This is a genomic window from Thalassovita mediterranea (assembly GCF_001458435.1).
GTDB classification, from domain to species: domain Bacteria; phylum Pseudomonadota; class Alphaproteobacteria; order Rhodobacterales; family Rhodobacteraceae; genus Thalassobius; species Thalassobius mediterraneus.
Genome location: NZ_CYSF01000003.1, coordinates 57,491 through 82,210, shown reverse-complemented (window position 1 = coordinate 82,210; position 24,720 = coordinate 57,491). Strand labels below are relative to the sequence as shown.

Below are 24,720 nucleotides of genomic sequence, written 5' to 3'. Positions count from 1 at the left end.
CGCGGCCCCTTAGGCTGCGTCGTCTTCTTTTTGCGGGGCATCAGGTTGTTGAGGCTGCGCCTCATTTTCGTTGCGATCCGTGCTGTCAGCGCCTTCGATCGATTCGGACATAGGATCAACGGCGTGTGGGGCTTCTTCTTGTTCTGGCAGACCTTCACGGGACAGCAGGATTGCCAGCGACCGCAGTTCAGGGATCTGCGAAAAGATGATCATCATCGCCACCATAATCGGGACCGACAGGAACATGCCCGGCACCCCCCAGACAGCGCCCCAAAAGGCGAGGTTGATGATGATCCCAAAGGACGACAGCCGCAGCGCACGGCCCATCAGCATCGGGTCAATGACTGATCCGTTGATAAACTGGATCACGGTTACAGTGGCAAAAATTGCCGCCGTTGGCCCCGGTTCTCCAATCTCTACAAAAGCGACCAGCGCCACCAATATCGTTGCCACGATTGACCCGATGTTGGGGATGTAGTTCAGCACAAAAGTCAGGATGCCCAGTGCCACTGCCAGATCCAGCTGAAAGAACGTCGCAACGCCCCAGACCATCACACCAGTGATGGCACTGACGCCGGTTTTTACCAGCAGGTAGTAGTTCACCCGATGGATGATGGTTGCGATGATCCGGCTGACACGTTCAGCCTGTTCTTCGTTTCCGGCCAAGGCCACCAACTTGGTGGAAAACCAAATCCGTTCTGCAAACAGGAAACCTACAAACAGGATCACCAGCACTGTTGCCGACATCAGGTTACCAGCGCCCCCCGCAGCCGTGCTGAGGTAGCTGCCTACATTGATCGAGCTGACGGTGTTGAACACCGATGTTTCTACATCCTCTCCCAGCCAGGCGAACATTGCCGCCACCGCGCGCGGCAGGCTGGCCGCATAGTTCAGCGTGGTGGTCAAAACAGTGTTGATCTGGCTTAGGATAATCGACGTCAGGGTCAGCATCCCCGCCGAAATCAGCAACAACGCAGTGATCGTCGCCAATGTGTTCGGGATGCGGAAGGGCCCGATGCGCTGACGGGCGATAAAGTTGATCGCGTCACTGGTCAGCGAAAACAACACAATCGCGGTTGCCAGTGAAATTAGCAAAAACCGCGCCTGCACCAACAAAAACAGCACCACCGCCAATGCGATGATAATCAGCGCCCCAGTCTGCACGCGTTCCATCTGGCTCGTTTTGACCATGCCGGTCCGTATTGGGCCGGTTTGCATGTGTCGGGGGGCTGGTGGTCGGTGGGGGCTTTGGTTCATGCGGTCTGCCTCAAGCGCGGTGTGCGTGGCGAACTATGTTCGATGTGACGCTGGGTTACAACAACCCATGACCATTCTGCGACGTTCCGGCGCCGAAAACGATCCCCTTCACCGCAACGTGCATGCCGCGTGAGCAGAAAAAATTTACACGAAGGCAATATTCTTCAATTTTGGGCTTGCGGCCCGTCGGGGCTTTTTATAGACCCAGCCTCGGACAGGTGGCCGAGTGGTCGAAGGCGCACGCCTGGAAAGTGTGTAGGCGGGGAACCGTCTCGAGGGTTCGAATCCCTTCCTGTCCGCCATAAAAGCCTGCCCTTGTGGCGGGCTTTTTTGTTTTTAGCCAAACACTTATGACCGGATAGGGTGTCGTCGCCGCGCGTTATGTTGTTTTGGTTTTTACTTGACTAAAATTGTCGGTTGATGCATTTGCCGTTGTGTTCATGCACTGCGCATGACCCACATTTTTAGGAGAGACCCATGAAAGTCACATCGTTGACACGGGGTCTTTGCTCCGCTGCCGCAGCACTGACGCTTAGCTTTGCGTCCGCCACGATCGCCCTTGCAGAGACCATCAAAGTCACCGACATCGCAGGCCGCGTTGTCGAAGTTGAAAAGAACCCAACCAAAGTGGTGATCGGCGAAGGCCGCATGATCTATTCGATCGCGCTGTTGGATCAGGAAAACCCCTTTACGCGTGTCGTCGGCTGGAAAGACGACATGATCAAATATGACCCTGATGCCTACCGCAAATATATGGCGGCCTATCCCGAGATTAAGGATCTGCCCAGCTTCGGCAGCCCCTATTCCGATGAATGGAATCTCGAGGCGGTGATTGCACTGGGTACTGAGGTTGTGTTCATGAACCTCGGTAACCTGTTGAAAGCGCAGGAAAGCGGTATCATCGACAAGCTGGCAGAAGCCGGTGTTGCCACCGTGTTTGTGGATTTCCGTCAGGATCCCACCGCCAACTCCATGCCGTCGATCCAGCTGATGGGTCGTATCTTTGACAAACGCGATGAGGCAGACGCCTTTGCCGATTTCTATCAGCAACAGACCAAGCTGATCTATTCGCGCGTTGCCAAAATCCCTGCCGAAGAGCGCCCCATCGTCTTTATCGAAAACGCGGCAGGCTATAACCCGAACAAATGCTGTTCGACCTATGGCGCGGCGAACCTTGGCCGTCTGGTGGATCTGTCCGGTGGTCGCAACTGGGGATCGCTGAAATTCCCTGGTTTCAAAACCAACGTCAGCCTGGAGGCGCTGTTTGCCGACGACCCAGAGGTGATCATTGGCACTGGTGCCAACTGGTCCGAAGCCAACCCAGACACCATCGCAGTCCTGTTCGGCTATGAGGCGGATGAGGCAACCGTTCAGTCCCGTCTGGCTGGCCTTGCCGCGCGCGAAGGCTGGGGCGAGTTGTCGGCGGTGAAAAACGGCCGGTTCCATTCGGTTTATCACCAGTTCTACAACAGCCCGTATCATTTCGTGGCGATGCAGGCTTTTGCCAAGTGGCTGCACCCTGAGTTGTTTGCCGACGTAGACCCAGAGGCAACAATGAAGGCGCTGCACGATCAGTTCCTGCCGATCGACTACTCCGGTGTCTTCTGGGGTACGCTGGACGCGGGCAGCTGATCACGCTGCCATCTGCCCCGCCCGCGCGTTGACGGGCGGGGCATTCTTTTTCGGGACATATGACATGAGTGTTGAACTGACCGCAGATCAGATGCGGCAGGCCTATGCGTCACAGGTTGCGCGCCGCTATGGCATGATCGCAGCGGTGGCGGGTTTGCTAGCGTTGAGCTTCTTTCTGGATGTGGCGACGGGGCCGGGGCATTACCCCTTGTCCACCGTGGCCGAGGTATTGGCCGATCCCCTGTCGCACGGCGTGCGGCTCAAGGTGATCGTTTGGGACTACCGCCTGCCGGTGGCGGTGACGGCGGTTCTGGTCGGTGCGTTGCTGGCCGTTGCTGGTGCACAGATGCAGACGATTTTGAACAACCCGCTGGCTGAACCCTTTACGTTGGGGGTGTCGGCGGCGGCCAGTTTCGGCGCGTCACTGGCGATTGTGCTGGGGGTATCGGTGATTCCGGCAGTTGGGCCGCTGTTGGTCACAACAAACGCCTTTGTCTTTGCTCTTGCCACCTGCGGCATCATCCTGTTTGCCACGCGGTTGAAAGGCGTGGGGTCAGAAACGATGATCCTGTTTGGTATCGCGATTTTCTTCACCTTCTCGGCGCTTTTGGCCCTGATGCAATATATGGCGTCAGAAGATCAGATCGCCCGCATCGTGTTCTGGATGATGGGATCGCTCAGCCGCGCCAGTTGGGAGAAAATCGGGCTGGCAACCTTGTTGTTGGCGGTGGCTATTCCGTTCAGCCTGTACCGGACGTGGCCAATGACCGCGCTGCGCATGGGCGAGGCGACAGCAGAAAGCATGGGCGTGGATGTGGCCCGCCTGCGGGTGGAGATGCTGATTTGCATATCGCTCTTGGCGGCAACAGCGGTGTCCTTTGTGGGCACTGTCGGCTTCGTTGGCCTCGTGGGGCCGCATATCGCGCGGCTGTTGGTGGGCGAAGATCAACGTTACTTCGTGCCGCTGTCGGCGCTGGTCGGGGCGCTGGTGTTGTCGCTGACCTCGCTGATTTCCAAATCTATCACGCCGGGGATCATCTATCCCATCGGCATCATCACCTCGCTGATTGGGGTGCCTGTCTTTATTTCCATCATCCTCAGCACCCGTCGGGAGAAGCTGTCATGACCTTAAGTGTTGAGACCCTGCAAGCCGGCTATGGCCGCACCCGCATTCTGAAGGACGTGTCGATCCCCGCGATGACCGCTGGTAGCTTTGTTGGGCTGATCGGGCCCAATGCGGCCGGTAAGTCGACGCTGTTCAAATCACTGGCAGGGTTGGTCACACCCACAGCGGGGCGGATCACCCTAGGCGGCGATGACATCACACACCTGCCGCGCCGTGATCGCGTGCGCCGCATTGCCTATATGCCGCAGGCCTATGGCTGCAACGCATTGCTCACTGTGTTTGAAACTGTGCTGCTGGCGCTGAAACAGACCACCGGCTGGCGGGTGCAGGGGGACAATCTGGACCGCGTTGCCGATACGCTATCGGCGCTGGGTCTGTCCCATCTGGCAGATCGCGGCATTGCGGATCTGAGCGGCGGGCAGGCGCAGATGGTGGCGGTGGCGCAGACCATCGTGCGCGCGCCCGAGGTGATCTTGCTGGATGAACCGACCAGTGCGCTGGATCTGCATCACCAACTGTCGATCCTGACATCCGTGCGCAGCGAAATGCAGCGCCGTCAGCCGGTTATCATGGCGGCGTTGCATGACCTTAATCTGGCAGCGAAATTCTGTGACCGCTTGGTCTTGCTGCGGGCAGGTGAGGTGCTTGCGGACGGAACACCTGCGGACATTCTGGCGCTGCCTGAAATTGGTGAAACCTACCGTGTCGACACAGATCTGGAACACACACGGCGCGGTGCGCTCTATGTTGATGCGCGCCTGCCTGCTGCTGCCTCTGCGGCCTGATCAGATATCAATCGGCATATAGCCTGCGTCGCGGGCATCACGGGGGCTGACCCCGAAATGTTTGCGGAAGGCGCGGCTGAAATGGGCCGCGCTTTCATACCCAACGCGCCGCGCTGCTTCTGCAACAGGTAGGGCGTCTGCGGTGATCATGCCCTTGGCGCGGTTCAGACGGGTGGCGGTCAGATATTGGTGTGGTGATGCGCCTGTCACCGATTTGAACGCACGGTGAAACACTGGTGCGCTCATACCCGCGGTGCGCGCCATATCGTCGATGCTGATCGTTTCGGGATAGTTTTCGCGGATGTAAACGATGGACCGCGCCACGCGATCAAAGTGACTGTCGACCTGACCGATTGCGCGCAGAGCGGCCCCATGTGGACCGCGCAGCGCGTGATAGAGAATTTCGCGCAAAATGCCAGGGCCCAGAATGGCGGCGTCCTGCGGATCACAGAGTGCGGCCATCAACCGATCAATTGCGTCGCGCATATTGGCCTGCATCGGGGCAGGGGTAACGCCCAGCGATGTTGCCTTGGCCGGTTCGGAACGCGGCGCGCCCATCGCCTTGTTCAATTCGTGCAGGGTTTCGCGCGAAATGTCGATGAACAGCCCCAACAGCGGATCTTCGGGTGAAGCGTCGGTTTCACAGTCAAACGGCATAGGCACCGACAGCACCAGATAGTGGTCGGGATCATAGGCAAAGGTGCGATCGCCCAAATAGCCGGTTTTGTGGCCCTGTAGGATCAGCACCAGACCGGCGTTGTAGATCAACGGCGCGCGCGGCACAGCTTCGGTCGACCAGAAAAACCGCACCTGCGGCAAGTGGGTTTCCACATAGCCCGCACCCGGTTCGAAACCGTAGATTTCCTGTAGCCGTTCCAGCATCAGATCCTGTCCTATCTTGAAGGAGCTTACCTAGGGGCGCGGTTGAGCAATCGCAAGGGCGCGTTTGACAGGAATTGGCAACTCTCTGAGAGGTTCCGTCATTCCCTGATCGCGCGCGGCGCGCCACATAGATCACAACGAAATTGAAAGGACATCCTTATGACTGCTTCTTTGAAACCGCTTGTTGTGATCACCGGCGCATCTTCCGGTATTGGTGCCGCGATGGCGCAACACTTTGCTGATGCAGGCCACGCGCTGCTGCTGATCGCCCGCCGTCTGGACCGGATTGAGGCGCTGGGCCTTGAAAACGCCATGTGCCGCTCTGTTGACGTGACCGACATCGCCGCCTTGCGTGCCGCTGTGACTGAGGCAGAGGCCGCATATGGTCCCGTCGATCTGTTGATCAATAACGCAGGCCTGATGCAGCTGGGTCAGCTGGACACGCAGGATCCGACCGAATGGCAGAACATGTTTGATGTGAACGTGCTGGCGCTGCTGAACGCGACCCAAGTGGTTCTGGGCGGCATGAAAGCACGCGGCGCAGGCACCATCCTGAACGTCAGCTCCATCGCGGGTAAGAAGAGCTTCCCCAACCACGCGGCCTATGTGGGCACCAAGTTTGCCGTGTCTTCGATCAGTGAAAACCTGCGCGAGGAAGTATCGGGCGACGGGGTGCGCGTCATGACCATCTGCCCTGGTGCGGTAGAGACCGAGCTGCTGGGCCACACCACGGATCAAGAGATCATCGACGGCTATGAAGCGTGGAAAGAGGACATGGGTGGTGTACTCGTCGCCGATGACATCGCCCGCACTGCGCTGTTTATGTATACCCAACCACAGAATGTGAACATCCGCGACGTTGTGATCGCCGCCACCCGTCAGCCTGCCTAAGGCGTGAAACGGGCGGGGCCATGACCGACCCCGCCTGAATAAAATCTGGGTTGCCACATGCGACCCGGTGCGCGCCCGCCCCTTGGACCCTCTGGCAACAGCAATGGGGCGGGCGCAACATTATGCAGTCTCGGCTGGCTTGGGCTCCGCTGGGGCATGAAACACTGGCGGGCGTTTTTCCAGAAAGGCCGTCATGCCCTCCACCTGCGCAGGCAGGCCATATAGGGCATGGTACATTTGCCGTTCCATCCGCACGCCCGTGTCCAGCGTGGTTTGATCCGCCGCATTCACACATTTGCGCCCCATCTCGACAATGTCACCTGCGTAGCTGGCGATGCTTTGGGCCGTGTCCCATGCGGTGTCCATCAACGCCTCTGCGGGCAGAACGCGGCTGATCAGGCCGATATCTTTGGCCTCTGCCGCGTCGATCATCCGGCCCGTCAGGATCAGGTCCATCGCCATCGCACGCCCCACCAGACGGGTCAGACGCTGGGTGCCGCCGATACCGGGGATACAGCCGATCTTGACCTCGGGCTGGCCGAATTTGGCCTTGTCCGATGCGATCAGCACATCACACATCATCGCCACCTCGCAGCCACCGCCAAGGGCAAAGCCGTTGATCGCGGCGACCTTGGGGATCGGCAGGGCGGCAAAGCGGTCCCAGTCTGCAAAATACTCGGCCTCTGTCATGCTGGCGTAGGTCTGCACCGATAATTCTGCAATATCCGCCCCGGCGGCAAAGGCACGGCCTGCACCCGTCAGGATCAGACAGCCGATGGCGGGGTCTTTGGCATAGGCGCTGGCGGCGGCCAGCACCTCTTGCATCACGGTGGTGTTCAGTGCGTTCAACTGGTCCGGGCGGTTAAACCGGATCAGACCAACGCGGCCGCGCACTTCGGTTTCTATGGTTTCATAGGTCATGATCGCCCCCTCAGCTGTCCCAGATCGCGCCATAGGCTGGGATGCCCAAGGCTTCCATGTCATGCACCACCTTGCGGGTGAGCTTCTGGTTGGAAATCACGATCACCGCCTCGGCCCCGCTTTCACGTACGGCCTGCAAGGCCAATGTGCTGAGGTCGGGTTTGCCTTGGGTCACGGTGTCCCAGATCACCGGATTTTCGGTCGATCCCTCAATCTCATCCACCAGCGCATCGCCATAGGTTTCGCGCGGCGATCGTGTGGACCAGACCAGCTTGTTGGGCACTTCACCTTTCAACAGGTGGGGCAGGATCGGGCCAATGCCGGATCCGGTGCCGATATAGACCACCTTTTTGAACAGCACCTCGATGCGGGCGACGCCACTGGTGGTGATGCCCTTGACCCAGACCTTGCTGGGGGGATTGTCGATGAAACGCCCCGTCCAGTCGCCAGCGCGCGAAATGGCCAGACGGTAGCCGGGCTCACCTGGGGCGGGGATATTGGCAAAGGAATGGTATTCCCCAAAAGGTGTCAGGCTGATCGCGTTGGATGATCCGGCAAAGGGCGTGTCGCCATAATTGAACCGGGCCAGAACCGCGTGGTTGGATGGCTTCACAATCTCCACATCCACCTTTTTCAGCGTCAGCCAAGGCGATGCGATGGACAGGGTGATCAGGCACAGCATCCAGAACGCAGGCGTCGCCGTCAGATCAGCGCCCATATCGCGGGTGATCGACACGGTCTGTGCCCAGAACAGGCCCAACACCGTCCAGCCCACAAAACGGTGGATCTTTTCAAAGGTGTTGTGAAACTTGGCCCGGATTGGGCCGATGGCGGAAATCACCATCATGCTCATCAGCAGCACCATCGCGCCAGACAGCCCCAGCGTCAGATCAGAGGGCAGCGCGGCACCGGACAGACGGTTGGCGCCCATCGCAAACAACAGAAAGCCAAACCAGATGGTGCCTGCCACCGTGCCGCCCGAATGCAGCCCGCCAAAGTGGAACACTTTGCCAGCGCCCCAGCGCATCCAAAGGGGGGCAGAGGTCGGCAGGCGGGTGGCCAGCCAGAACAGCGCGTTCACCACCCGCTGCTGGCGGATCAAAATGCCCAGCGACAGGTTGATCAGCGCCATGTCCGCGATGGCCTGTAGGTGAAAGGCGCCAAAGCCGCCCCAGCGGCCCGATTGCAGGCCAAGGACAAAGACGGTGAGGTTCGCAATCGCCACCAGTGTGGCCAGACGGCGGTATTCCATCAGTGCGGGGTGGCGGGTGATACGGCGCCACTTGGGGGCGTCCGTTTCAAAGGATCGGGTTTCGCTGGTCATTGTGCTGCGTCCGTAATGTTGGGTGTATGTGTGTTTGCAAGGTGCTGATCGGCCATCTGCAGCAGCAGTCGCTTGTCCAGTTTGCCGCGCGGGGTGCGCGGTAGCGCCTCTAGCGGCACAACGGCGGCAGGGCTGCAATAGTAGGGCAGGCGGGCCTCAACCTCGGCGGCGGCTTTCTTGGGGCAGGCTGTCGCGGGCGAGATAAAGCTGACCAGCGTGCGGTTGTCATATTTCAGCGTCACCGCCTGCGCGCAGCAATCGGATTGCTCAAGCGCAGTAGAGACGCCGTCCAGTTCCACCCGAAAACCACGGATTTTCACCAGATCATCAACGCGCCCAAAATGTTCCAATTCGCCGGTATCGGTCCAGCGCCCCAGATCGCGGGTGTTGAACATCATATGACCGGGGCGGAAGGGATCGGGGCGGTAGCGATCTGCGGTCAGATCGGGATTGGCCAGATAGCCCATAGTGACACAGTCACCACCGGCCCACATTACGCCTTTGGCACCGATGGGCAGGGGGGTCAGGTCTTCGTCCAGGATATAGACCGTGTTGTTGGGGGTAGGGCGCCCAATCGACAGAACCGCCTTATCGGGGTGGTGCGGTTCTGCGGTGTTGATGATGGTGGTTTCTGTTGGACCACAGGAATTGTGGAAGGTGCAGAAGGACGACCACAGATCGGCCAGCGGACGCGGGCAGGGTTCCCCCGCGACGGCGGCGACCTTGACTTGTTGGCAGCGACTGGCATCCAGCGAGTTGAGGATCGACGGGGTAGAGATCAGCACATCCACCTGTTCGGCGGTGTCCTGAATGCTCTTGCCGCGAATGACCAGCGTGGCGCCATTGGCCAATGCGCCAAGGGTTTCCCAAGCGGCCATGTCAAAGGCGATGGATAGGATCTGCCCGACCTTCCGCCCTGGACGCATGCCCATATCACCGGGCGCGGTCAGCAGGATATTGGCAAGGTTCTTGTGTGTGACCTGCACGCCATTGGGTACGCCAGTGGTACCAGAGGTAAACAGCAGGATGGCGCGATCCTCGGGGGTGGCGGCATAGGTTGCCTGATCGGGCAGGCTGTCATCCAGCGCGGGGTCATACATCACCGGGTCAATGCTGATCAGGGTTTGCTCTGCCGTGACGGGAACATCGCTTGCCAGCTCTGACAGGGTCAGGATCACCTTGGCCTCTGTGATGCCTGCGACATGGCGCAGCGCCTCTGTCGGGGCGACGCCGACGTGTTGGGGCGCATAGGCGGCCCCTAGCTTCATCGTGGCAACAATGCCTACCAGCATTTCCAGAGAGCGCCGTAGGTAGAGGCAGACAACATCGCCCCGCGCCACGCCATAACCACGCATCACATTGGCCAGCCGGTTAGACGCCGCATCCAATGTGCCATAGGTGATGTCCTCGCCGCCACAAGTTGCGGCAATGGCGTCGGGTTGCGTGCGCATCTGGTGCAGGATGGCGTCGGAAATGGTGGGGAAGCGCGGTGCCTCTATCGGCCCCCAGCCAAAGGCAAGGAAACGATCACGGTCCGCATCGCTGAGCGCGGCGAGCGGGTCTTCTTTCGTGGTACCTGAAAGGGAATGGGGTTTGATGCCTTTTAGGGAAATTGCTGCAATATCCTGCATGTCATCCTCCGAGTTGACGATGCGGCCAGCTTGTAATGGGAAAATTTCCCATTTAAAGTCACGTCTCATCAACAAAGGCTCACGAAGACGTTGGATGTCAAAACCTTGCGCATTTGATAAAGACGCCTGAGTCCCGGAACAGGAAGATATGAGCGACACCCCACAGGATCCCTTTGAAAAGGCGCTTGCCGCGCTGCTTGCACCTTTGTCGCGGGCGATGATGGCACGTGGGGTGACCTATGGATCTGCGGCAGAGGCGTTGAAGCGTGCGATGCTGCAGGCGGCGCTAGATCAACTGGCGGCGGAGGGGGGCAATGGCCGGATCAGTGATAGCAAAATCAGCTTGATGACCGGATTGCATCGCAAGGACGTAAAGCGTCTGCGGGATGACAGCGCCCAATGTGAGGTCAAGCGCACTGTGTCCGCTGCGGCGATGGTGATCAGCTATTGGGCCACCGCGCCGGACTATCTGGATAACAAATGCTGTCCTCGCCGTTTGACCCGTGCCGCTGATGACGCAGGCCCCGGATTTGACGATCTGGTGCGACAGGCCCGCATTGATATGGCACCCGGTACAGTTTTGCAGGCGCTCATCGAACAGGGGGCTGTGGCCGAAGAGGCGGAAGGTGTCTACTGCCTGAAGGCACACACGTTGTTGCCTGCCGGCGGTGGCGCTGAACAGGTTGCCGCCTATGAGGCGACGTTGAGCGCACATCTGGCGGCAGCGACCGACAACCTTTTGGCCCCGCCCGAGGGTAGGCGCCATTTTGATCGCGCGGTGCGCTATTCGCACCTCTCAGAGGCGTCGGTTGAACATCTGCGCAAGATGTCAGCCGCCAAGGCCCAAGAGTTGTTGGAAGAGATCAACGCCGAGGCGCGTAAATTACAAGAGGCGGACGAGGCCACACAAAGCGATGCAGACCCCAAACGTCGCTTTGTCCTTGGCGCCTATATTCTGCCGGCCCCGTTGGCAGATAAGACCCCGAGTACCCCGGAGGATACCGAATGATGACCCGATTTGCCCGCTTTTGCGAAGGCGGCGCTGATCTGATTTCTGGGCTGAAACTGAGCCGCAGCACAGTGCTGACAGCAGCAGTGGCAGCGGCTCTGGGGTTAAGCGCGGTGCTGGGCTGCGCCAGTGAGGCCTGTGCGCAGGCCACTGGTCCTTCTGGCGGGCAACCGCAGAACAATCAGGACCGCGAAGGTGGCATCATTGGCACGGGCGTCACCGCCTATGATCTGGTGAAGCTTGAGGCGGGTATTTACGGCACCATCACCGCGCTGGGCAGCATCTATGTCAACGGCCACCATATCGGGATTGACGACGAACTGGCGGTGCGTGGTTCAGCAGTGCTGACACAGGCGGGTGATTTGCAGCCGGGTCATACCGTGGCTGTTGTGGTGCGTCGCAGCGGTGACGGTGCAGACGGTTATGACTGGCGCGCTGTGGATCTGCGCCATGTGGCACCGTTGGTTGGTCCGGTCGATCAGCGACAGGCAGAAACGATGACTGTGCTGGGCACCAAGGTGCGACTGCCCGCAGGCGTCACAGCGCCCGAAGTGGGCCAGTGGGTCGCGGTGAGCGGCCTGTGGCAGGGGGATCAGGTTGTGGCGTCGCGTGTTGACGTGGTGACAGCACAGGACCGCACGGCGCAGATCAGCGGCAGTTTCGACGGGCTTAACAGCGATGGTGGTTTCCGCATCGGTCAAACCCTGATCCGTGGCCTGATCCCTGAACATCTGGTGCCGGGTATGCGTGTACGTGTGCTGGGCACACCTGTGGCGGGCGGTCTGTCAGCACAGACTCTAGAGTCTGGGCTGTTTGATGGCGACGTTGGCGTGCAGCACGTGGAGGGATATTATTCAATCCCCGCACCGGATGGGCGCTACACAGTTCTGGGTAGCGGGTTGATCGCCTACACCACACGCCCCGAGATGATTTCGACCAGTGATCCGGTTTTTCGATGTGGGCAGGCAGGGGCGTTGATCGGTCTGGCGGGCGCGCCAGAGGAGCTGACAGCCCTGTTTAACGGCTGTTGATTTCCGGCGTCGGGTCGATCCATTCACGTTGATCCTACCAATAGGTTTGGGGGTGCCGACAAATTGGCGTCTTGGATCACCTTTCGCGCCTTTGGCGCTGGGTGGTTTTCAGCCAAAATCATCTTAGGTGAGGAGAAACAACGCCAACTGTCCGTTGCGGCCTATGCGGTTTGGTGATCGGTGCAACGGGTTGGCGGTGTGGGGCTTGGCCCATCTGGTTTTGTGTGCGGGAGGTTTTTGGATGGCAAACGGAACGAAAAATTCAGGTTCGCGTCGGCTTCTCTGGTGGGGGCTGGCGGCAATGGTTCTGGCGCTTGCAGGTGCGATGACTTGGGGAGCCAGTGGTGATGACGGGTCGATCTGGGCCTACAAAATCCTGATGGGCAAGGTGTTCTTTGCCTTCGGGGTCGGTATCAGCCTGCTGCTGGGGGCCTTGGTTTTGGCGCCTGCTGATGCAGTGAAAAGTCTGCGTGGCAAGTTGGGGCGCTGGTCATTGCTGATTGGGGTTCTGGGTAGTCTGGGATTGGCTGTATCGGCCAGCTGAAGACAGGGGCCGATACAGTGTCGTTTGGTGCGCGGCTGCTTCAGTCGCGCCAGCTGGGATCTTCGGCATCGAGGGTGGATTTCAGATAATCGAAATGACGATCCGCCGCGCCTTCATATCCGGCCCAGCCATCGGCGGTGTTCTGCGCCACTGCATCTGATAAAACCGCCAGCGGTTGGCCGGTGGACAGGGCCATGATCTGCGTCTGTGCTGCCTTTTCAAAGAAATACAGATCCTCAAACGCGCGCGCCACGGTGTCGCCCGCAATGGATACGCCGTGGTTGCCCATCACCAAGGCAACGTTGCCCTTCATCGCATGGGCCAGATGCGCGCCCTCTTCGGCGGTGTCGGAAATACCGCCGAATTCCAGATCATAGCCGGTTTTGCCGTAAAACCGTGCGGTATTGTTATCCAGCGGCAGCAGCGTCGGATCCTTCAGGCAGGCCAGTGCGGTGGCGTATGGGGAATGGCAATGTAGGATCACCCGCGCCTCGGGCAATTCGCGGTGCAGTGTTCCATGCACCGCCCAAGCCGATGGGTCGGGCGCGTCGGGGCCCTGCATCACCTCTGGATCATCCACATCCAGCAGCAACAGATCGCTGGCTTTCAGCGTGGCAAAGTGCTGCCAACGTGGGTTGAGCAGGATCTTGCGCCCGTCTGCACTGACCGCAGCGCTGAAATGGTTGGAGACGCTTTCGGACCAGCCAAACTTGTGGCACAGGCGAAACGCGGCCGCCAGATCCTGACGCAGGCTGTGTTCATCAATCGGGGTGGGGGCAGTCATGGCAGCATCCTTCATGATTTGAACCGTCCTTCGGTTGTCAGCGCACGATAGGTGGACCGCATTTCAGCGCGATCCGTGTAGCAGCCGCGCAGGTAACGATCCCCGCTAGAGGCGGTGTAAGCCGCGCGCCCATGCACGATACGGTGGTTGTCAAACACGATGCATTCGCCTGCGTGCAAGGTAAAGCGCATGACGTATTTCTCTTCTTGCAGCATCCGGCCAAAACGGCAGAAGGCGGGGTAGTAGTCATCCAGAAATTCCTGCGGCAGGTCGATCATGTCCAGCATGTGCTGGCTGATGGTCAGGCCCGACACCTCGCCATGTTCGTCCAGTTCGATCACCCGCTGACGCGACCGCATGTCGTAGGTGTCATGTTCGCAATAAAACGGGATCTCTGTCTCACTCAGCAGGCGGAAGCCTTCGGGATCACGGGCGCGGAAGTCATTGGCAACTGCCACACCGTCGCCAAACAGGTTGCGGCCCCCTTCAACGGAATTGGCGCGACAATGCAGAAACTGAATGCCGGGCGCGTGTTCTTCGGCGGGGGTGTCTGTGTGCAGTTCCAGCGCGGCAGCGGTAAAGGCGGTGTTGGTGGGATTGATGTGGGTTTTGACGTCAAAATAGCTGCCAAAGAACGTCGGGCGGACCGTGCCGATCCGTTCGGCCAGCTCTGTCAGTCCGGCGTCTGTGTCGGGCATGTCGGTGATAATGGCCACGCCTTCGATCAACAGCGCCTCAATCCATGCGGCGACCTTTTGGTCCTGTGCCATCAGATCAGGTTGGGAAAAACGGGCAACATCGGCGTAGTGATTGCTGTACCAGGCGCGGCGGCGTTTGTCGGCGGGATCCTTGCGTGGGCGACCCGTGGTGTAGCTGGCCAGAAGTGTCAGTGGAAAGCGGGACTGGTGATCTTCGCCCTGCCAGTCGATGACCAGCGTATCAGCGTCGATCACAGCCTGCGCAGCGCGGGGCGCCGCGTCCAGATGGAAGATGTCAAAGCTGCGTTCGCGCGTGCCTGCATCAAAGGAGCTGGGGCAATTGTCACGCAGCCAGTGATAGTTGAAATAGGCCTCGCCCTGATCTGGCAGTGGCAGATACAGGCCCTTGTCGGCCAGTCGCACCGTTGCGGCGGCGGGTGTTTCAGGATGTCTTACAGGGGCGGGGATGTTCATATCGCACGTGCCTTATTGTTCGCGGGTGTCTCTTTAGGATCAGTATTGGTTGACAACTGGTGCGAAAAAAGGCCGATTGCATTTTGATGATGTTAACTTGAAATTAACTTAGGCTGTGCCATGAATGATCTGCCGCCGTTGCGCCTGTTGGCTACTTTTGCTGAGGTTGCGCGCCTTGGCTCCATGCAGGAGGCGGCCGCGCGGCTGAACGTGACGCGCCCTGCGGTGACGCAGGCGCTCAAGACGTTGGAGGCGGATATTGGCGTCACCCTGTTTGATCGCAGCCGCAAACCGGCCCGCCTGACAGAGGCGGGGCAGCAGTTGGCCTGGGCGGTGGATGCGGGCCTTGGTCAGATTGCGGCGGCTGTGGCGGAATTACGGGCGGCGCAGATGGCGGATGAAATGCAGATCACCCTGTCCTGTACGCTGGGCATGGCGACCTATTGGTTGATGCCGCGACTGCCGCAGTTTTATGCGCTGCACCCAGAAATTACCGTGAACGTGCAGGCCCCGCCGTCGGATCTGCCCGCGCTGACCAGCGGTATTGATCTGGCGCTGCGCTATGGGGCAGGCAATTGGCGTGACAGCGCGTCCCATCAGCTGTTCGCGGAAGAGATCTGTCCTGTGGGTGCCCCTGATCTGATCGCGGATGCCCTGCGCGAGGGGCGCCATTTGGCGGCGGTTCCCCTGATCCATGTGCGCCGACCTGAGGCGCATCATTGGGCCAGTTGGGATGAGTATTTCCGCCACCGCGATCTGGGTCGCGCGGCAGGGCGCGGGCAGGTGTTTGATAACTATGTGCAGGCTGTGCAGGCGGCACTGGACGGGCGCGGTTTGATGCTGGGCTGGCGGTCTATCACCAGTGGGCTGGAACGGGACGGGGCGCTGGAACGCTGGCCGGGCGGGGCCTGTGATTTAGGGACGGGGTATTACCTGTGCCTGCGGCGCGACGATAAGATGCGCACCGCTCTGCGCAGCTTTTGCCAGTGGATCGCGACGCAGGGTGATCATGACGAACTGGCGCAGGTGTTTTCCGCGTGACGCTGCAATCGTTCCGGTATAAAGCGCAGTTTTGATGATACTGCGCGCCCTGATCTGGTGCCTGTCCATTCCTGCCATCGCTGCCCCGATCCGTCCGGTGTTTACACGCCGCTGTCGCGCTGCGCTGAGTAGTAAGTGGCGAAATTTGCATCAATTGCGTCGTGCAAGTGTCTGACATATAATAATATGAGGGACATTAAGTGACTGACGCAACAACGCAGCCCGGCGCACGGCCGGACCTCGCGGGGCTGGACCCGACACTGTATAACGAAGACCAGCTGCCCACCACCGCAGCAGAGCGCACCTGGGGCTGGGTATCGATTGCCGCCCTGTGGGTGGGCATGGTGGTTTGTATTCCGACTTACCTGCTGGCCTCTTACTTGATTGATTCCGGCATGAGCTGGGATCAAGCGGTCACCACCATTTTGTTGGCAAACGCCATTGTGCTGATCCCGATGGTCTTGGTCGGTCATGCGGGCACCAAATATGGCATCCCGTTTCCGGTTCTGCTGCGCTCTTCCTTCGGGCCTGCGGGGGCCAAGATCCCAGCGGTTGCGCGCGGTATTGTGGCCTGCGGCTGGTTCGGCATTCAGACATGGGTGGGCGGGTCTGCGATCTTTGTGATCCTGAACACGCTGATGGGCGGCGCGCTGGCGTCTGATCCGCTGCCGATCCTTGGCATTTCGGGGGGCGAGTTCGCCTGTTTCGTCGCCTTCTGGGCGCTGCATGTCTATTTCATCAAAAACGGGACCGAGGCGATCCGCTGGCTGGAAACCTACGCCGCGCCCTTCCTGTTGGCGATGGGGCTGGCGCTGCTCTACTGGGCCTATGTAAATGCTGGCGGCTTTGGTGAAATGCTGTCCACGCCCAGTGCCTTTGATGCCGGTCAGCCGCGCGAAGGTGAGTTCTGGCAGGTGTTCTGGCCCAGCCTGACGGGCATGATCGGGTTCTGGGCCACGCTGGCGCTGAACATCCCTGATTTCACCCGCCATGCGCGCAGCCAGAAGGACCAGTTCATCGGTCAGCTGGTCGGTCTGCCGATCCCCATGGCGCTGTTTGCCTTTATCGCGTCTGCCGTGACCTCGGCCACTGTGGTGATCTATGGCGAAGCGATCTGGGATCCGATCCAACTGGCAGAACGTATGGGCGGCGCGTCGATCCTGATCGCACTGTTTGCGCTGATCGTGGCGACCCTGACTACCAACCTTGCGGCCAATGTGGTCGCGCCTGCGCACGGTTTTGCCAACCTCGCCCCCAGCAAGATCAACCTGAAACGTGGTGGCTACATCACCGCAGGCATCGGTCTGGTGATGTTCCCATGGGTTCTGGTCAACCACATTGTTGGCTGGCTTCTGGCCTATTCGGCGCTGTTGGGCCCGATCGCGGGGATCATGCTGGCGGATTACTACCTGCTGCGCAAAACCAAGCTAAAAGTGGCGGATCTGTTCAAGTCGGACGGTATCTATTCTGGCAAAAACGGCACCAACTGGGCCGGTGTGTTTGCCCTGATCATCGGTATTCTGCCGAATCTTCCGGGTTTCCTGGTCGGTGTTGGTCTGTCTGATGGCACATCGGATTTCTTTGCCACCATCTACACCTATGCCTGGTTCGTGGGCCTGTTTGTGGCCGGTGCGGCCTATTTGCTGCTGTCACGCGTGATGGCGCGCTAAGATTATAGTGTCGGGGCGCATTGGTGCCCCGACGCGCACCCCGAGCGTGATTTTTCCGCGCTGCAGAATTTTTCCTGACTTTTCCGATATTTCCACTCAGACCGCCGTGGTTGCGGTCGTTAAAGGATATGGGACCAAGCCGCGGGGGGATACCGGGGCGGTATAATTATCTGATCCGGATGGAGTCTGGAAAATGTCTGCAAAAATTGTCGGGGCTTTGATCACCGCTGGGGTGACATCCCTGAGTGCCTATCAGTTCTGGTATGAGCTAGGTGATCTGATGTGGCCCAGCCGCGATGTGATCGTGGCCGAAATCACTTTGGACAATAGATGTGATTTTCGCGACTACGTGTTCGTGGTGCGCGATTTGAACAGTGGGAAATACGCATCCTTTGCTGGCGGGCGGGCAAAATTGCGCACCCGTGAACGCAACCGCGTCACGGTCGAATTTGCGCCGCAATATCGTGATGTGCAATTCAGATCGTCGGAGGTGCCTGTTCAGCGTGAGATGACGCTGGTGGCGGCCTGTAGCCGATCCCCGATTGCAGGGACCCTCTGGTTCGGGTGATCTGGTCGCGCTCAGGCGTGGCGCAATAGTGCTAGAGCGTCGCGGTCGCGCGCGGTTTTAGGTCGTGGATGTGACCATCTTCGCGCAGGATGCGGACGCGGCTGATTTCCGGCAGGTGTTCCAGCGCCTGTTCAATTTCGCGTACGGTCATCAAGGTAAAAGCCGTCGAAGCCCCATCTGCTATTGCGGCGCTGCTGGCTTCGACCGCGACCCAGGGCCAGCCCGCTTTGGCTGGCAGGCCGTGCGGGTGCAGGATATGTCCATACCGCCCAAGCGCAACGCGACGCGGAATAGACAGGCTGAGCGCGCCGTCATGCATCGCGATGCTCTTGGTGCCGTCGGGCAGGGGGTGTGCCAGCGGTACTGATGCTGGTCCGCCGATGATGGCCAGTTCGCCCAGTTGGATTGCGGCCTGTTTGACCCCCAGCTCTTTCAGCGCTTTGGTCAGAATGTCAGTGGCAAACCCCTGTGCGACGCCATTGAAGCTGATGTTCTGGTCCGGGCCTAATGTGATCGCCCCAGCGCTGATGTCCAGTTGGTTCCAGCCGATGCGCGGTCGGGCCAGATGGGCGGGGGTGCCTTCGAACAGTGCCCGCCATAGGGGTTGGATTGTTGGATCAAACAGTCCGTTCGTGGCCACATGCAGTCTGGTCGCAATAGAACATAGGTCCAGAAACATGGCGGATGGTGCGTTCAGTGTGCCCGTCTGGTTCAACTGCTGTAGCTGACTGCTGTCATCAAACAGGTTGAATTGCATGGTTATGTTTTCCAGCGTCATCTCTGCGTGCTGGACTGCGGCTTCTGCCTCTAAACGCGGGGCGTCCAGGATCAGCGCAACCTCAGCACCCAGCGCGGCGCCTTGCCAGCGCATTGGTGTGTGCGTCCAGTTCAGATCAATATCCGTTAACGGTGCAAGCTCCGGCGGGGTCAGGCTGGTCATGTCATGCTCCTGCGGGGCGTGTCGAGCGCGTTGAAAATAAGAGCGCCGGCACGCATGGGCGGGTGGGCCCGTGTGTGAGTGTGCAAACTGGTTAGCACGTAAAGAGAGGTCTAGGTAGTAAATATCGCCTTTTGCGCGCAATCTGTGGTGCTTGGGCCTGCGTGTTATGTGGGGGATACGGCGTTGCATCCAATGATTGTCTGTTGATGTAGCGCTAACAATGGGTGGTGCCCTTGGTTAGTTAGGATTTGTCTGTGGTTAATGTGGCCGAAACTGCGTGAATCCTTTGACAGGAAAAGTGACTACTTTTCGGGCAATTTGCGAATTTCGGTTGGGTGGATTTACAAAATTTCTACATGTGTGGAAAAAATTTTACAAAAAACATCAATTAAAATAATCCATTATTACAATATTTTCATTTTTGCGTATCCTTTCGGTCAACGCACTTGTCTGCGATTTGGGAGTGGAGGCCCGAAGCGCGAGACACCATAGCGCAAGGGAGGAAGTACGCATGTCGCTTGACCACGCAAATGAAACCCAGACTCCATCAGTCGTCCCCGTTTCCGAAGAATTCGCCAAAACCGCGCATATCGATGCAGAAAAGTATGCCGCGCTTTATGACGCCTCGATCAATGACCCTGAAGGGTTCTGGGCGGAACACGGTAAACGTCTGGACTGGATGAAACCTTATACCCAGGTAAAGAACACCAGCTTTGAACCGGGCAAGGTGGATATCAAGTGGTTTGAGGATGGCACGCTGAACGTTGCGGCCAACTGCATCGACCGCCATCTGGAAACCCGTGGCGATCAGACCGCGATCATCTTTGAGCCCGACAATCCTGATGAGGCGGCGCAGCACATCACCTATAAACAGCTGCACACCAGCGTTTGCCGTATGGCCAATGTGCTGGAAGAGCTGGGCGTGCGCAAAGGCGACCGTGTTGTCATCTACCTGCCGATGATCCCCGAAGCGGCCTATGCTATGCTGGCCTGTGCCCGTATCGGCGCCATTCATTCGATCGTATTCGCAGGTTTCAGCCCCGATGCACTGGCGGCCCGTGTAAACGGTTGCGACGCCAAGGTGCTGATCACCGCTGACACCGCACCGCGTGGTGGCCGCAAGACGCCGCTTAAATCCAACGCTGACGCGGCGCTGCTGCACACCAAAGACACGGTGAAATGTCTGGTGGTCAAACGCACTGGCGATCAGACCACGTGGATTGATGGTCGCGACTATGACTACAACGAGATGGCGCTGGAGGCGAACGACTACTGCCGCCCCGTTGAAATGAACGCCGAAGATCCGCTGTTCATCCTCTATACCTCTGGCTCTACCGGTCAGCCCAAGGGGGTTGTGCATACCTCCGGCGGGTATCTGGTCTATGCCTCGATGACTCATGAATATGTCTTCGACTATCATGAAGGTGATATTTTCTGGTGTACCGCTGATGTGGGTTGGGTCACTGGCCACAGCTACATCGTCTATGGCCCGCTGGCCAATGGTGCGACCACGCTGATGTTTGAAGGTGTGCCGACGTACCCCGACGCGGGCCGTTTTTGGGCCGTGTGCGAAAAGCACAAGGTGAACCAGTTCTACACCGCGCCCACCGCGATCCGTGCGCTGATGGGGCAGGGGAACGAGTTTGTCGAAAAATACGACCTCAGCGATCTGAAGGTGCTGGGCACTGTGGGTGAACCGATTAATCCCGAAGCGTGGAACTGGTACAACGAACAGGTCGGCAAGGGCAAATGCCCCATCGTGGACACCTGGTGGCAGACCGAAACCGGTGGTCACATGATGACCCCGCTGCCCGGTGCGCATGCGCTGAAACCGGGATCTGCGATGAAGCCGTTCTTTGGTGTGAAACCGGTGGTTCTGGACCCGCAGTCGGGTGAGGAAATCCACGACATCCCGACCGAAGGTGTGCTGTGCATCGCAGACAGCTGGCCCAGCCAGATGCGGACTGTGTGGGGCGACCATGAACGGTTCGAGAAGACGTATTTCTCTGACTACAAAGGCTACTACTTTGCTGGTGACGGCTGCCGTCGTGACGAAGACGGCGATTACTGGATCACCGGTCGTGTGGACGATGTGATCAACGTTTCGGGCCACCGCATGGGCACCGCCGAGGTGGAAAGCGCACTGGTAGCGCATGCCAAAGTGGCCGAAGCCGCGGTGGTTGGCTATCCCCACGACATCAAGGGCCAAGGCATCTACTGCTACGTCACCCTGATGAACGGCGAGGAACCGTCGGACGAGCTTCGTCAGGAATTGCGCACCTGGGTCCGCACCGAAATCGGCCCGATTGCCGCCCCTGACCTGATCCAATGGGCCCCCGGTCTGCCGAAAACTCGTTCCGGCAAGATCATGCGCCGCATCCTGCGCAAGATTGCCGAGGATGACTTCGGCGCGCTTGGCGACACCTCGACGCTGGCCGATCCCAGCGTTGTGGATGAGCTGATCGAAAACCGCATGAACCGCGCTGATTGATAGGGGGTAAGGCTATGACCACAATGGTAGAAACTACCCCCGCCGTTTTGATCCTGCTGGGCCCTCCGGGGGCTGGCAAGGGCACGCAGGCCCGCATGCTGGAAGAGACATTCGGTCTGGTGCAGCTGTCCACAGGTGATCTGCTGCGCGACGCGGTTGCGCAGAAAACCGATGCTGGCATGCGTGCCAAGGCGGCAATGGACAGTGGCGGTCTGGTCAGCGATGACATCGTGATTGCCATTCTGCGCGATCGTCTGGCCCAGCCGGACTGCGCCAAGGGCGTGATCCTCGACGGTTTCCCACGCACCACAGTTCAGGCCGAGGCACTGGATGCCCTGCTGACGGAAACCGGCCAGCGCATCAATGCCGCCATCAGTCTAGAGGTGGATGATGCGGCGATGGTGCAACGTGTGTCGGGCCGCTACACCTGCGGCGGTTGCGGCGAAGGCTATCACGACAGTTTCAAACAGCCCCAAACGGCGGGTGTTTGCGACAAATGTGGCAGCACGGAGTTCAAGCGCCGCGCGGATGACAACGCCGAAACCGTCGGTGCCCGTCTGGAGGCATACCATGCCCAGACCGCACCGCTGATCACTTATTATGAGGCCAAGAGCGCCCTGCAACGCATTGATGCGATGGGGGAAATCAGCGCGATTGCCAAAGGACTTGCCGCGATTGTTGCAAAGGCTACGGCCTGAGCAGCAACGCGTAAGACACCTGCGCCGTCCCCGGCGCAGACGAGGAGGAGAGGAGAACCGCAATGGCGGACCACAACACATCAAGCGCGCAGGCGTCTGACCAGAACTACTGGTCAGCAAACCTGCGCATCATTTTCATCAGCCTGATCATCTGGGCGGTGGTGTCCTTCGGGTTTGGCATTCTGCTGCGCCCGATGCTGGCAGGCATCACCATCGGCGGCACCGATCTTGGTTTCTGGTTTGCACAGCAAGGCAGCATCCTGGTCTTTCTGGCGCTGATCTTTAACTACGCATGGCGCATGAACAAACTCGACCGTGAATACGGCGTGGACGAGGGCTAAGGCTTATGGATCAGTTTACCATCAACCTGCTGTTTGTTGGCGCATCCTTCGCGCTTTACATCGGCATCGCGATTTGGGCCCGCGCGGGGTCCACATCTGAGTTCTACGCTGCAGGTCGCGGCGTTCACCCTGTCACCAACGGTATGGCCACTGCAGCTGACTGGATGTCGGCAGCATCGTTCATTTCGATGGCGGGTCTTATTGCGTTTACCGGTTATGACAACTCCACCTTCCTGATGGGTTGGACCGGTGGTTACGTTTTGCTGGCCCTGCTGCTGGCACCGTACCTGCGTAAATTCGGCAAGTTCACCGTGTCGGAATTCATCGGCGACCGTTTCTACAGCCAGACTGCCCGTATCGTGGCCGTTGTCTGTCTGATCGTTGCCTCCACCACCTACGTGATCGGTCAGATGACTGGTGTTGGTGTTGCCTTTGGTCGTTTCCTTGAGGTCAGCAACACCGCTGGTCTGCTGATCGGTGCCTGTGTGGTATTCGCCTACGCCGTATTCGGCGGCATGAAGGGTGTGACCTACACGCAGGTTGCGCAGTATGTCGTGCTGATCATGGCCTACACCATTCCGGCGATCTTCATCTCGCTGCAGCTGACCGGTAACCCGATCCCGGCGCTGGGTCTGTTCGGCGATCACGCCGCATCTGGTGAGCCGCTCTTGGCGAAGCTGGACGCGATCGTGAAGGAACTGGGCTTTAACGAATACACTGCCCACCATTCCGATACCTTCAACATGGTTCTGTTCACCCTGTCGCTGATGATCGGTACCGCGGGTCTGCCCCACGTGATCATGCGTTTCTTCACCGTCCCCAAGGTATCCGACGCACGTTGGTCCGCTGGTTGGGCGCTGGTGTTCATTGCACTGCTGTACCTGACCGCCCCGGCTGTTGGTGCGATGGCGCGCCTGAACATCACCGAACTGATGTGGCCGAACGGCACCTCGAGCGAGCCTGTATCGGTTGAGATGATCGGTTCCGAACAGCAGTACAACTGGATGGCCACTTGGGAAAAAACCGGCCTTCTGGGTTGGGAAGACAAAAACGGCGACGGCAAAATTGCCTACTTCAACGACAAGGACGCCGACACCGTTGCCAAGATGGAAGCTGCAGGCTGGGGTTCGCAGAACGAACTGACCAAGTTCAACCGTGACATCCTGGTTCTGGCCAACCCCGAGATTGCCAACCTGCCGGGTTGGGTGATCGGTCTGGTGGCTGCTGGTGGTCTGGCTGCCGCACTGTCGACCGCAGCGGGTCTGCTTCTGGCGATCTCGTCGGCAGTATCGCACGACCTGATCAAAGGGTCGATCAACCCGCAGATCAGCGAAAAAGGCGAACTGCTGTCCGCCCGTATCGCGATGGCTGTTGCTATTGCTGTGGCGACCTACCTGGGCCTGAACCCTCCGGGCTTCGCAGCGCAAACCGTGGCACTGGCCTTTGGTCTGGCGGCGGCGTCGATCTTCCCTGCACTGATGATGGGGATCTTCTCGAAGAAGATCAACAACACCGGCGCAGTGGCAGGCATGCTGGCTGGTCTGACCGTCACCCTGATCTACATCTTCCTGCACAAAGGCTGGTTCTTCATTCCTGGCACCAACAGCTTCACCGATGCTGATCCGTTGCTGGGTACTGTGAAGTCCACCTCCTTCGGGGCCATCGGCGCTGCAATCAATTTCGCGGTTGCTTACATCGTCACCGGCATGACCAAGGAGCTGCCGCAGGACATCAAAGATCTGGTCGAAAGCGTCCGCATCCCCCGTGGTGCAGGTGCCGCACAGGATCACTGATCCCCGAGAACGGGCGCGGACCTCCCCGAAGGGCGCCCGTTCACACTGCATCCCGCCCAAGGCATCTGGGCGGGATGCTTTTTACTTTTGGCACAGGTGATTTGCACACGGGCTTCTTTCCCTGTTTGGCCTGTGCTTTATGAATGAGATATCTGGCCGTTGTTGTTATGCGTCAAAGTTGCGGGGGTG

At 59.1% G+C, this 24,720-nt stretch carries 22 protein-coding genes and 1 tRNA gene; 15 read left to right on the top strand and 8 right to left on the bottom strand.

What is annotated here, in order from left to right; translation table 11 throughout:
* Positions 1–9: 9 nt before the first annotated feature.
* Positions 10–1,191, bottom strand: coding sequence for an AI-2E family transporter (locus TM5383_RS02565; RefSeq protein ID WP_231725001.1), 1,182 nt, complete (start codon positions 1,189–1,191; stop codon positions 10–12).
* Positions 1,192–1,469: 278 nt separating this feature from the next.
* Between TM5383_RS02565 and TM5383_RS02560 the strand changes: the two genes are divergently transcribed.
* From TM5383_RS02560 to TM5383_RS02545, 4 genes are all read left to right on the top strand, one after another.
* Positions 1,470–1,559, top strand: a tRNA-Ser gene (locus TM5383_RS02560).
* Between the two features lie 175 nt (positions 1,560–1,734).
* The gene (locus TM5383_RS02555; RefSeq protein WP_058317492.1) at positions 1,735–2,889 is read left to right on the top strand and encodes an ABC transporter substrate-binding protein; all 1,155 of its coding nucleotides are present in this window, start codon (positions 1,735–1,737) and stop codon (positions 2,887–2,889) included.
* Between the two features lie 64 nt (positions 2,890–2,953).
* A complete protein-coding gene (locus TM5383_RS02550) occupies positions 2,954–4,015 on the top strand; it encodes a FecCD family ABC transporter permease (protein WP_058317491.1) in 1,062 nt (353 codons plus the stop codon).
* A complete protein-coding gene (locus TM5383_RS02545; protein WP_058317490.1) occupies positions 4,012–4,800 on the top strand; it encodes an ABC transporter ATP-binding protein in 789 nt (262 codons plus the stop codon). The genes TM5383_RS02550 and TM5383_RS02545 overlap by 4 nt, the downstream gene beginning before the upstream one ends.
* Here TM5383_RS02545 and TM5383_RS16940 read toward each other — a convergent pair whose 3' ends face one another.
* Positions 4,801–5,682: an AraC family transcriptional regulator gene (locus TM5383_RS16940; RefSeq protein WP_058317489.1), complete on the bottom strand. Its 882-nt coding sequence runs from the start codon at positions 5,680–5,682 to the stop codon at positions 4,801–4,803.
* 159 nt (positions 5,683–5,841) lie between these two features.
* On the opposite strand from TM5383_RS16940, the gene TM5383_RS02535 reads away from it, so the two are divergent.
* Positions 5,842–6,573 carry an SDR family oxidoreductase gene (locus TM5383_RS02535; RefSeq protein WP_058317488.1) on the top strand — a complete coding sequence of 244 codons (732 nt, stop codon included), beginning with the start codon at positions 5,842–5,844 and terminating at the stop codon, positions 6,571–6,573.
* Positions 6,574–6,693: 120 nt separating this feature from the next.
* On the opposite strand, the gene TM5383_RS02530 is transcribed toward TM5383_RS02535, so the two are convergent.
* Genes TM5383_RS02530 through TM5383_RS02520 form a run of 3 tightly spaced genes read right to left on the bottom strand, consistent with a single transcriptional unit; the run spans position 6,694 to position 10,518 of the window.
* Positions 6,694–7,494 carry an enoyl-CoA hydratase-related protein gene (locus TM5383_RS02530; protein WP_058317487.1) on the bottom strand — a complete coding sequence of 267 codons (801 nt, stop codon included), beginning with the start codon at positions 7,492–7,494 and terminating at the stop codon, positions 6,694–6,696.
* 10 nt (positions 7,495–7,504) lie between these two features.
* Positions 7,505–8,818, bottom strand: a complete 1,314-nt coding sequence (locus tag TM5383_RS02525; protein WP_058317486.1) for an FNR domain-containing protein — start codon at positions 8,816–8,818, stop codon at positions 7,505–7,507.
* Positions 8,815–10,518, bottom strand: coding sequence for an AMP-binding protein (locus TM5383_RS02520; protein WP_231725000.1), 1,704 nt, complete (start codon positions 10,516–10,518; stop codon positions 8,815–8,817). Before TM5383_RS02520 ends, TM5383_RS02525 begins: the two co-directional genes overlap by 4 nt.
* A 79-nt stretch (positions 10,519–10,597) precedes the next feature.
* Here TM5383_RS02520 and TM5383_RS02515 point away from each other — a divergent pair, with 79 nt between their 5' ends.
* From TM5383_RS02515 to TM5383_RS02505, 3 genes are all read left to right on the top strand, one after another.
* The gene (locus tag TM5383_RS02515; protein ID WP_058317484.1) at positions 10,598–11,458 is read left to right on the top strand and encodes a DUF6502 family protein; all 861 of its coding nucleotides are present in this window, start codon (positions 10,598–10,600) and stop codon (positions 11,456–11,458) included.
* Entirely contained in the window at positions 11,455–12,489 is a 1,035-nt protein-coding gene (locus tag TM5383_RS02510) for a DUF5666 domain-containing protein (RefSeq protein WP_058317483.1), read from the top strand. Before TM5383_RS02515 ends, TM5383_RS02510 begins: the two co-directional genes overlap by 4 nt.
* Before the next feature lie 241 nt (positions 12,490–12,730).
* Positions 12,731–13,033 carry a hypothetical protein gene (locus tag TM5383_RS02505; protein ID WP_143570292.1) on the top strand — a complete coding sequence of 101 codons (303 nt, stop codon included), beginning with the start codon at positions 12,731–12,733 and terminating at the stop codon, positions 13,031–13,033.
* A 40-nt stretch (positions 13,034–13,073) separates the two neighbouring features.
* On the opposite strand, the gene TM5383_RS02500 is transcribed toward TM5383_RS02505, so the two are convergent.
* Positions 13,074–13,817, bottom strand: coding sequence for a class II aldolase/adducin family protein (locus TM5383_RS02500; protein ID WP_082645372.1), 744 nt, complete (start codon positions 13,815–13,817; stop codon positions 13,074–13,076).
* A gap of 11 nt (positions 13,818–13,828) precedes the next feature.
* Positions 13,829–14,989, bottom strand: coding sequence for a TauD/TfdA family dioxygenase (locus TM5383_RS02495; RefSeq protein WP_058317480.1), 1,161 nt, complete (start codon positions 14,987–14,989; stop codon positions 13,829–13,831).
* A 120-nt stretch (positions 14,990–15,109) separates the two neighbouring features.
* On the opposite strand from TM5383_RS02495, the gene TM5383_RS02490 reads away from it, so the two are divergent.
* The 3 genes from TM5383_RS02490 to TM5383_RS02480 all read left to right on the top strand — a co-directional run bounded on the left by TM5383_RS02490 (position 15,110) and on the right by TM5383_RS02480 (position 18,268).
* On the top strand, positions 15,110–16,030 hold the full coding sequence (locus TM5383_RS02490; RefSeq protein ID WP_058317479.1) for a LysR substrate-binding domain-containing protein: 921 nt from the start codon (positions 15,110–15,112) through the stop codon (positions 16,028–16,030).
* Positions 16,031–16,230: 200 nt separating this feature from the next.
* The gene (locus tag TM5383_RS02485) at positions 16,231–17,700 is read left to right on the top strand and encodes an NCS1 family nucleobase:cation symporter-1 (protein WP_058317478.1); all 1,470 of its coding nucleotides are present in this window, start codon (positions 16,231–16,233) and stop codon (positions 17,698–17,700) included.
* Between the two features lie 193 nt (positions 17,701–17,893).
* Entirely contained in the window at positions 17,894–18,268 is a 375-nt protein-coding gene (locus TM5383_RS02480) for a hypothetical protein (RefSeq protein ID WP_058317477.1), read from the top strand.
* A gap of 31 nt (positions 18,269–18,299) precedes the next feature.
* Here TM5383_RS02480 and TM5383_RS02475 read toward each other — a convergent pair whose 3' ends face one another.
* Positions 18,300–19,208, bottom strand: coding sequence for an FAD:protein FMN transferase (locus TM5383_RS02475; protein WP_058317476.1), 909 nt, complete (start codon positions 19,206–19,208; stop codon positions 18,300–18,302).
* 511 nt (positions 19,209–19,719) lie between these two features.
* On the opposite strand from TM5383_RS02475, the gene acs reads away from it, so the two are divergent.
* The 4 genes from acs to TM5383_RS02455 all read left to right on the top strand — a co-directional run bounded on the left by acs (position 19,720) and on the right by TM5383_RS02455 (position 24,531).
* A complete protein-coding gene (acs, locus tag TM5383_RS02470; RefSeq protein ID WP_058317475.1) occupies positions 19,720–21,699 on the top strand; it encodes an acetate--CoA ligase in 1,980 nt (659 codons plus the stop codon).
* Positions 21,700–21,713: 14 nt separating this feature from the next.
* Positions 21,714–22,397, top strand: coding sequence for an adenylate kinase (locus TM5383_RS02465; RefSeq protein ID WP_058317474.1), 684 nt, complete (start codon positions 21,714–21,716; stop codon positions 22,395–22,397).
* A gap of 62 nt (positions 22,398–22,459) precedes the next feature.
* Entirely contained in the window at positions 22,460–22,738 is a 279-nt protein-coding gene (locus TM5383_RS02460; protein ID WP_058317473.1) for a DUF4212 domain-containing protein, read from the top strand.
* A 5-nt stretch (positions 22,739–22,743) separates the two neighbouring features.
* Complete coding sequence (locus TM5383_RS02455) at positions 22,744–24,531, top strand: sodium:solute symporter family protein (protein ID WP_058317472.1); 1,788 nt, start codon at positions 22,744–22,746, stop codon at positions 24,529–24,531.
* Positions 24,532–24,720: the final 189 nt, after the last annotated feature.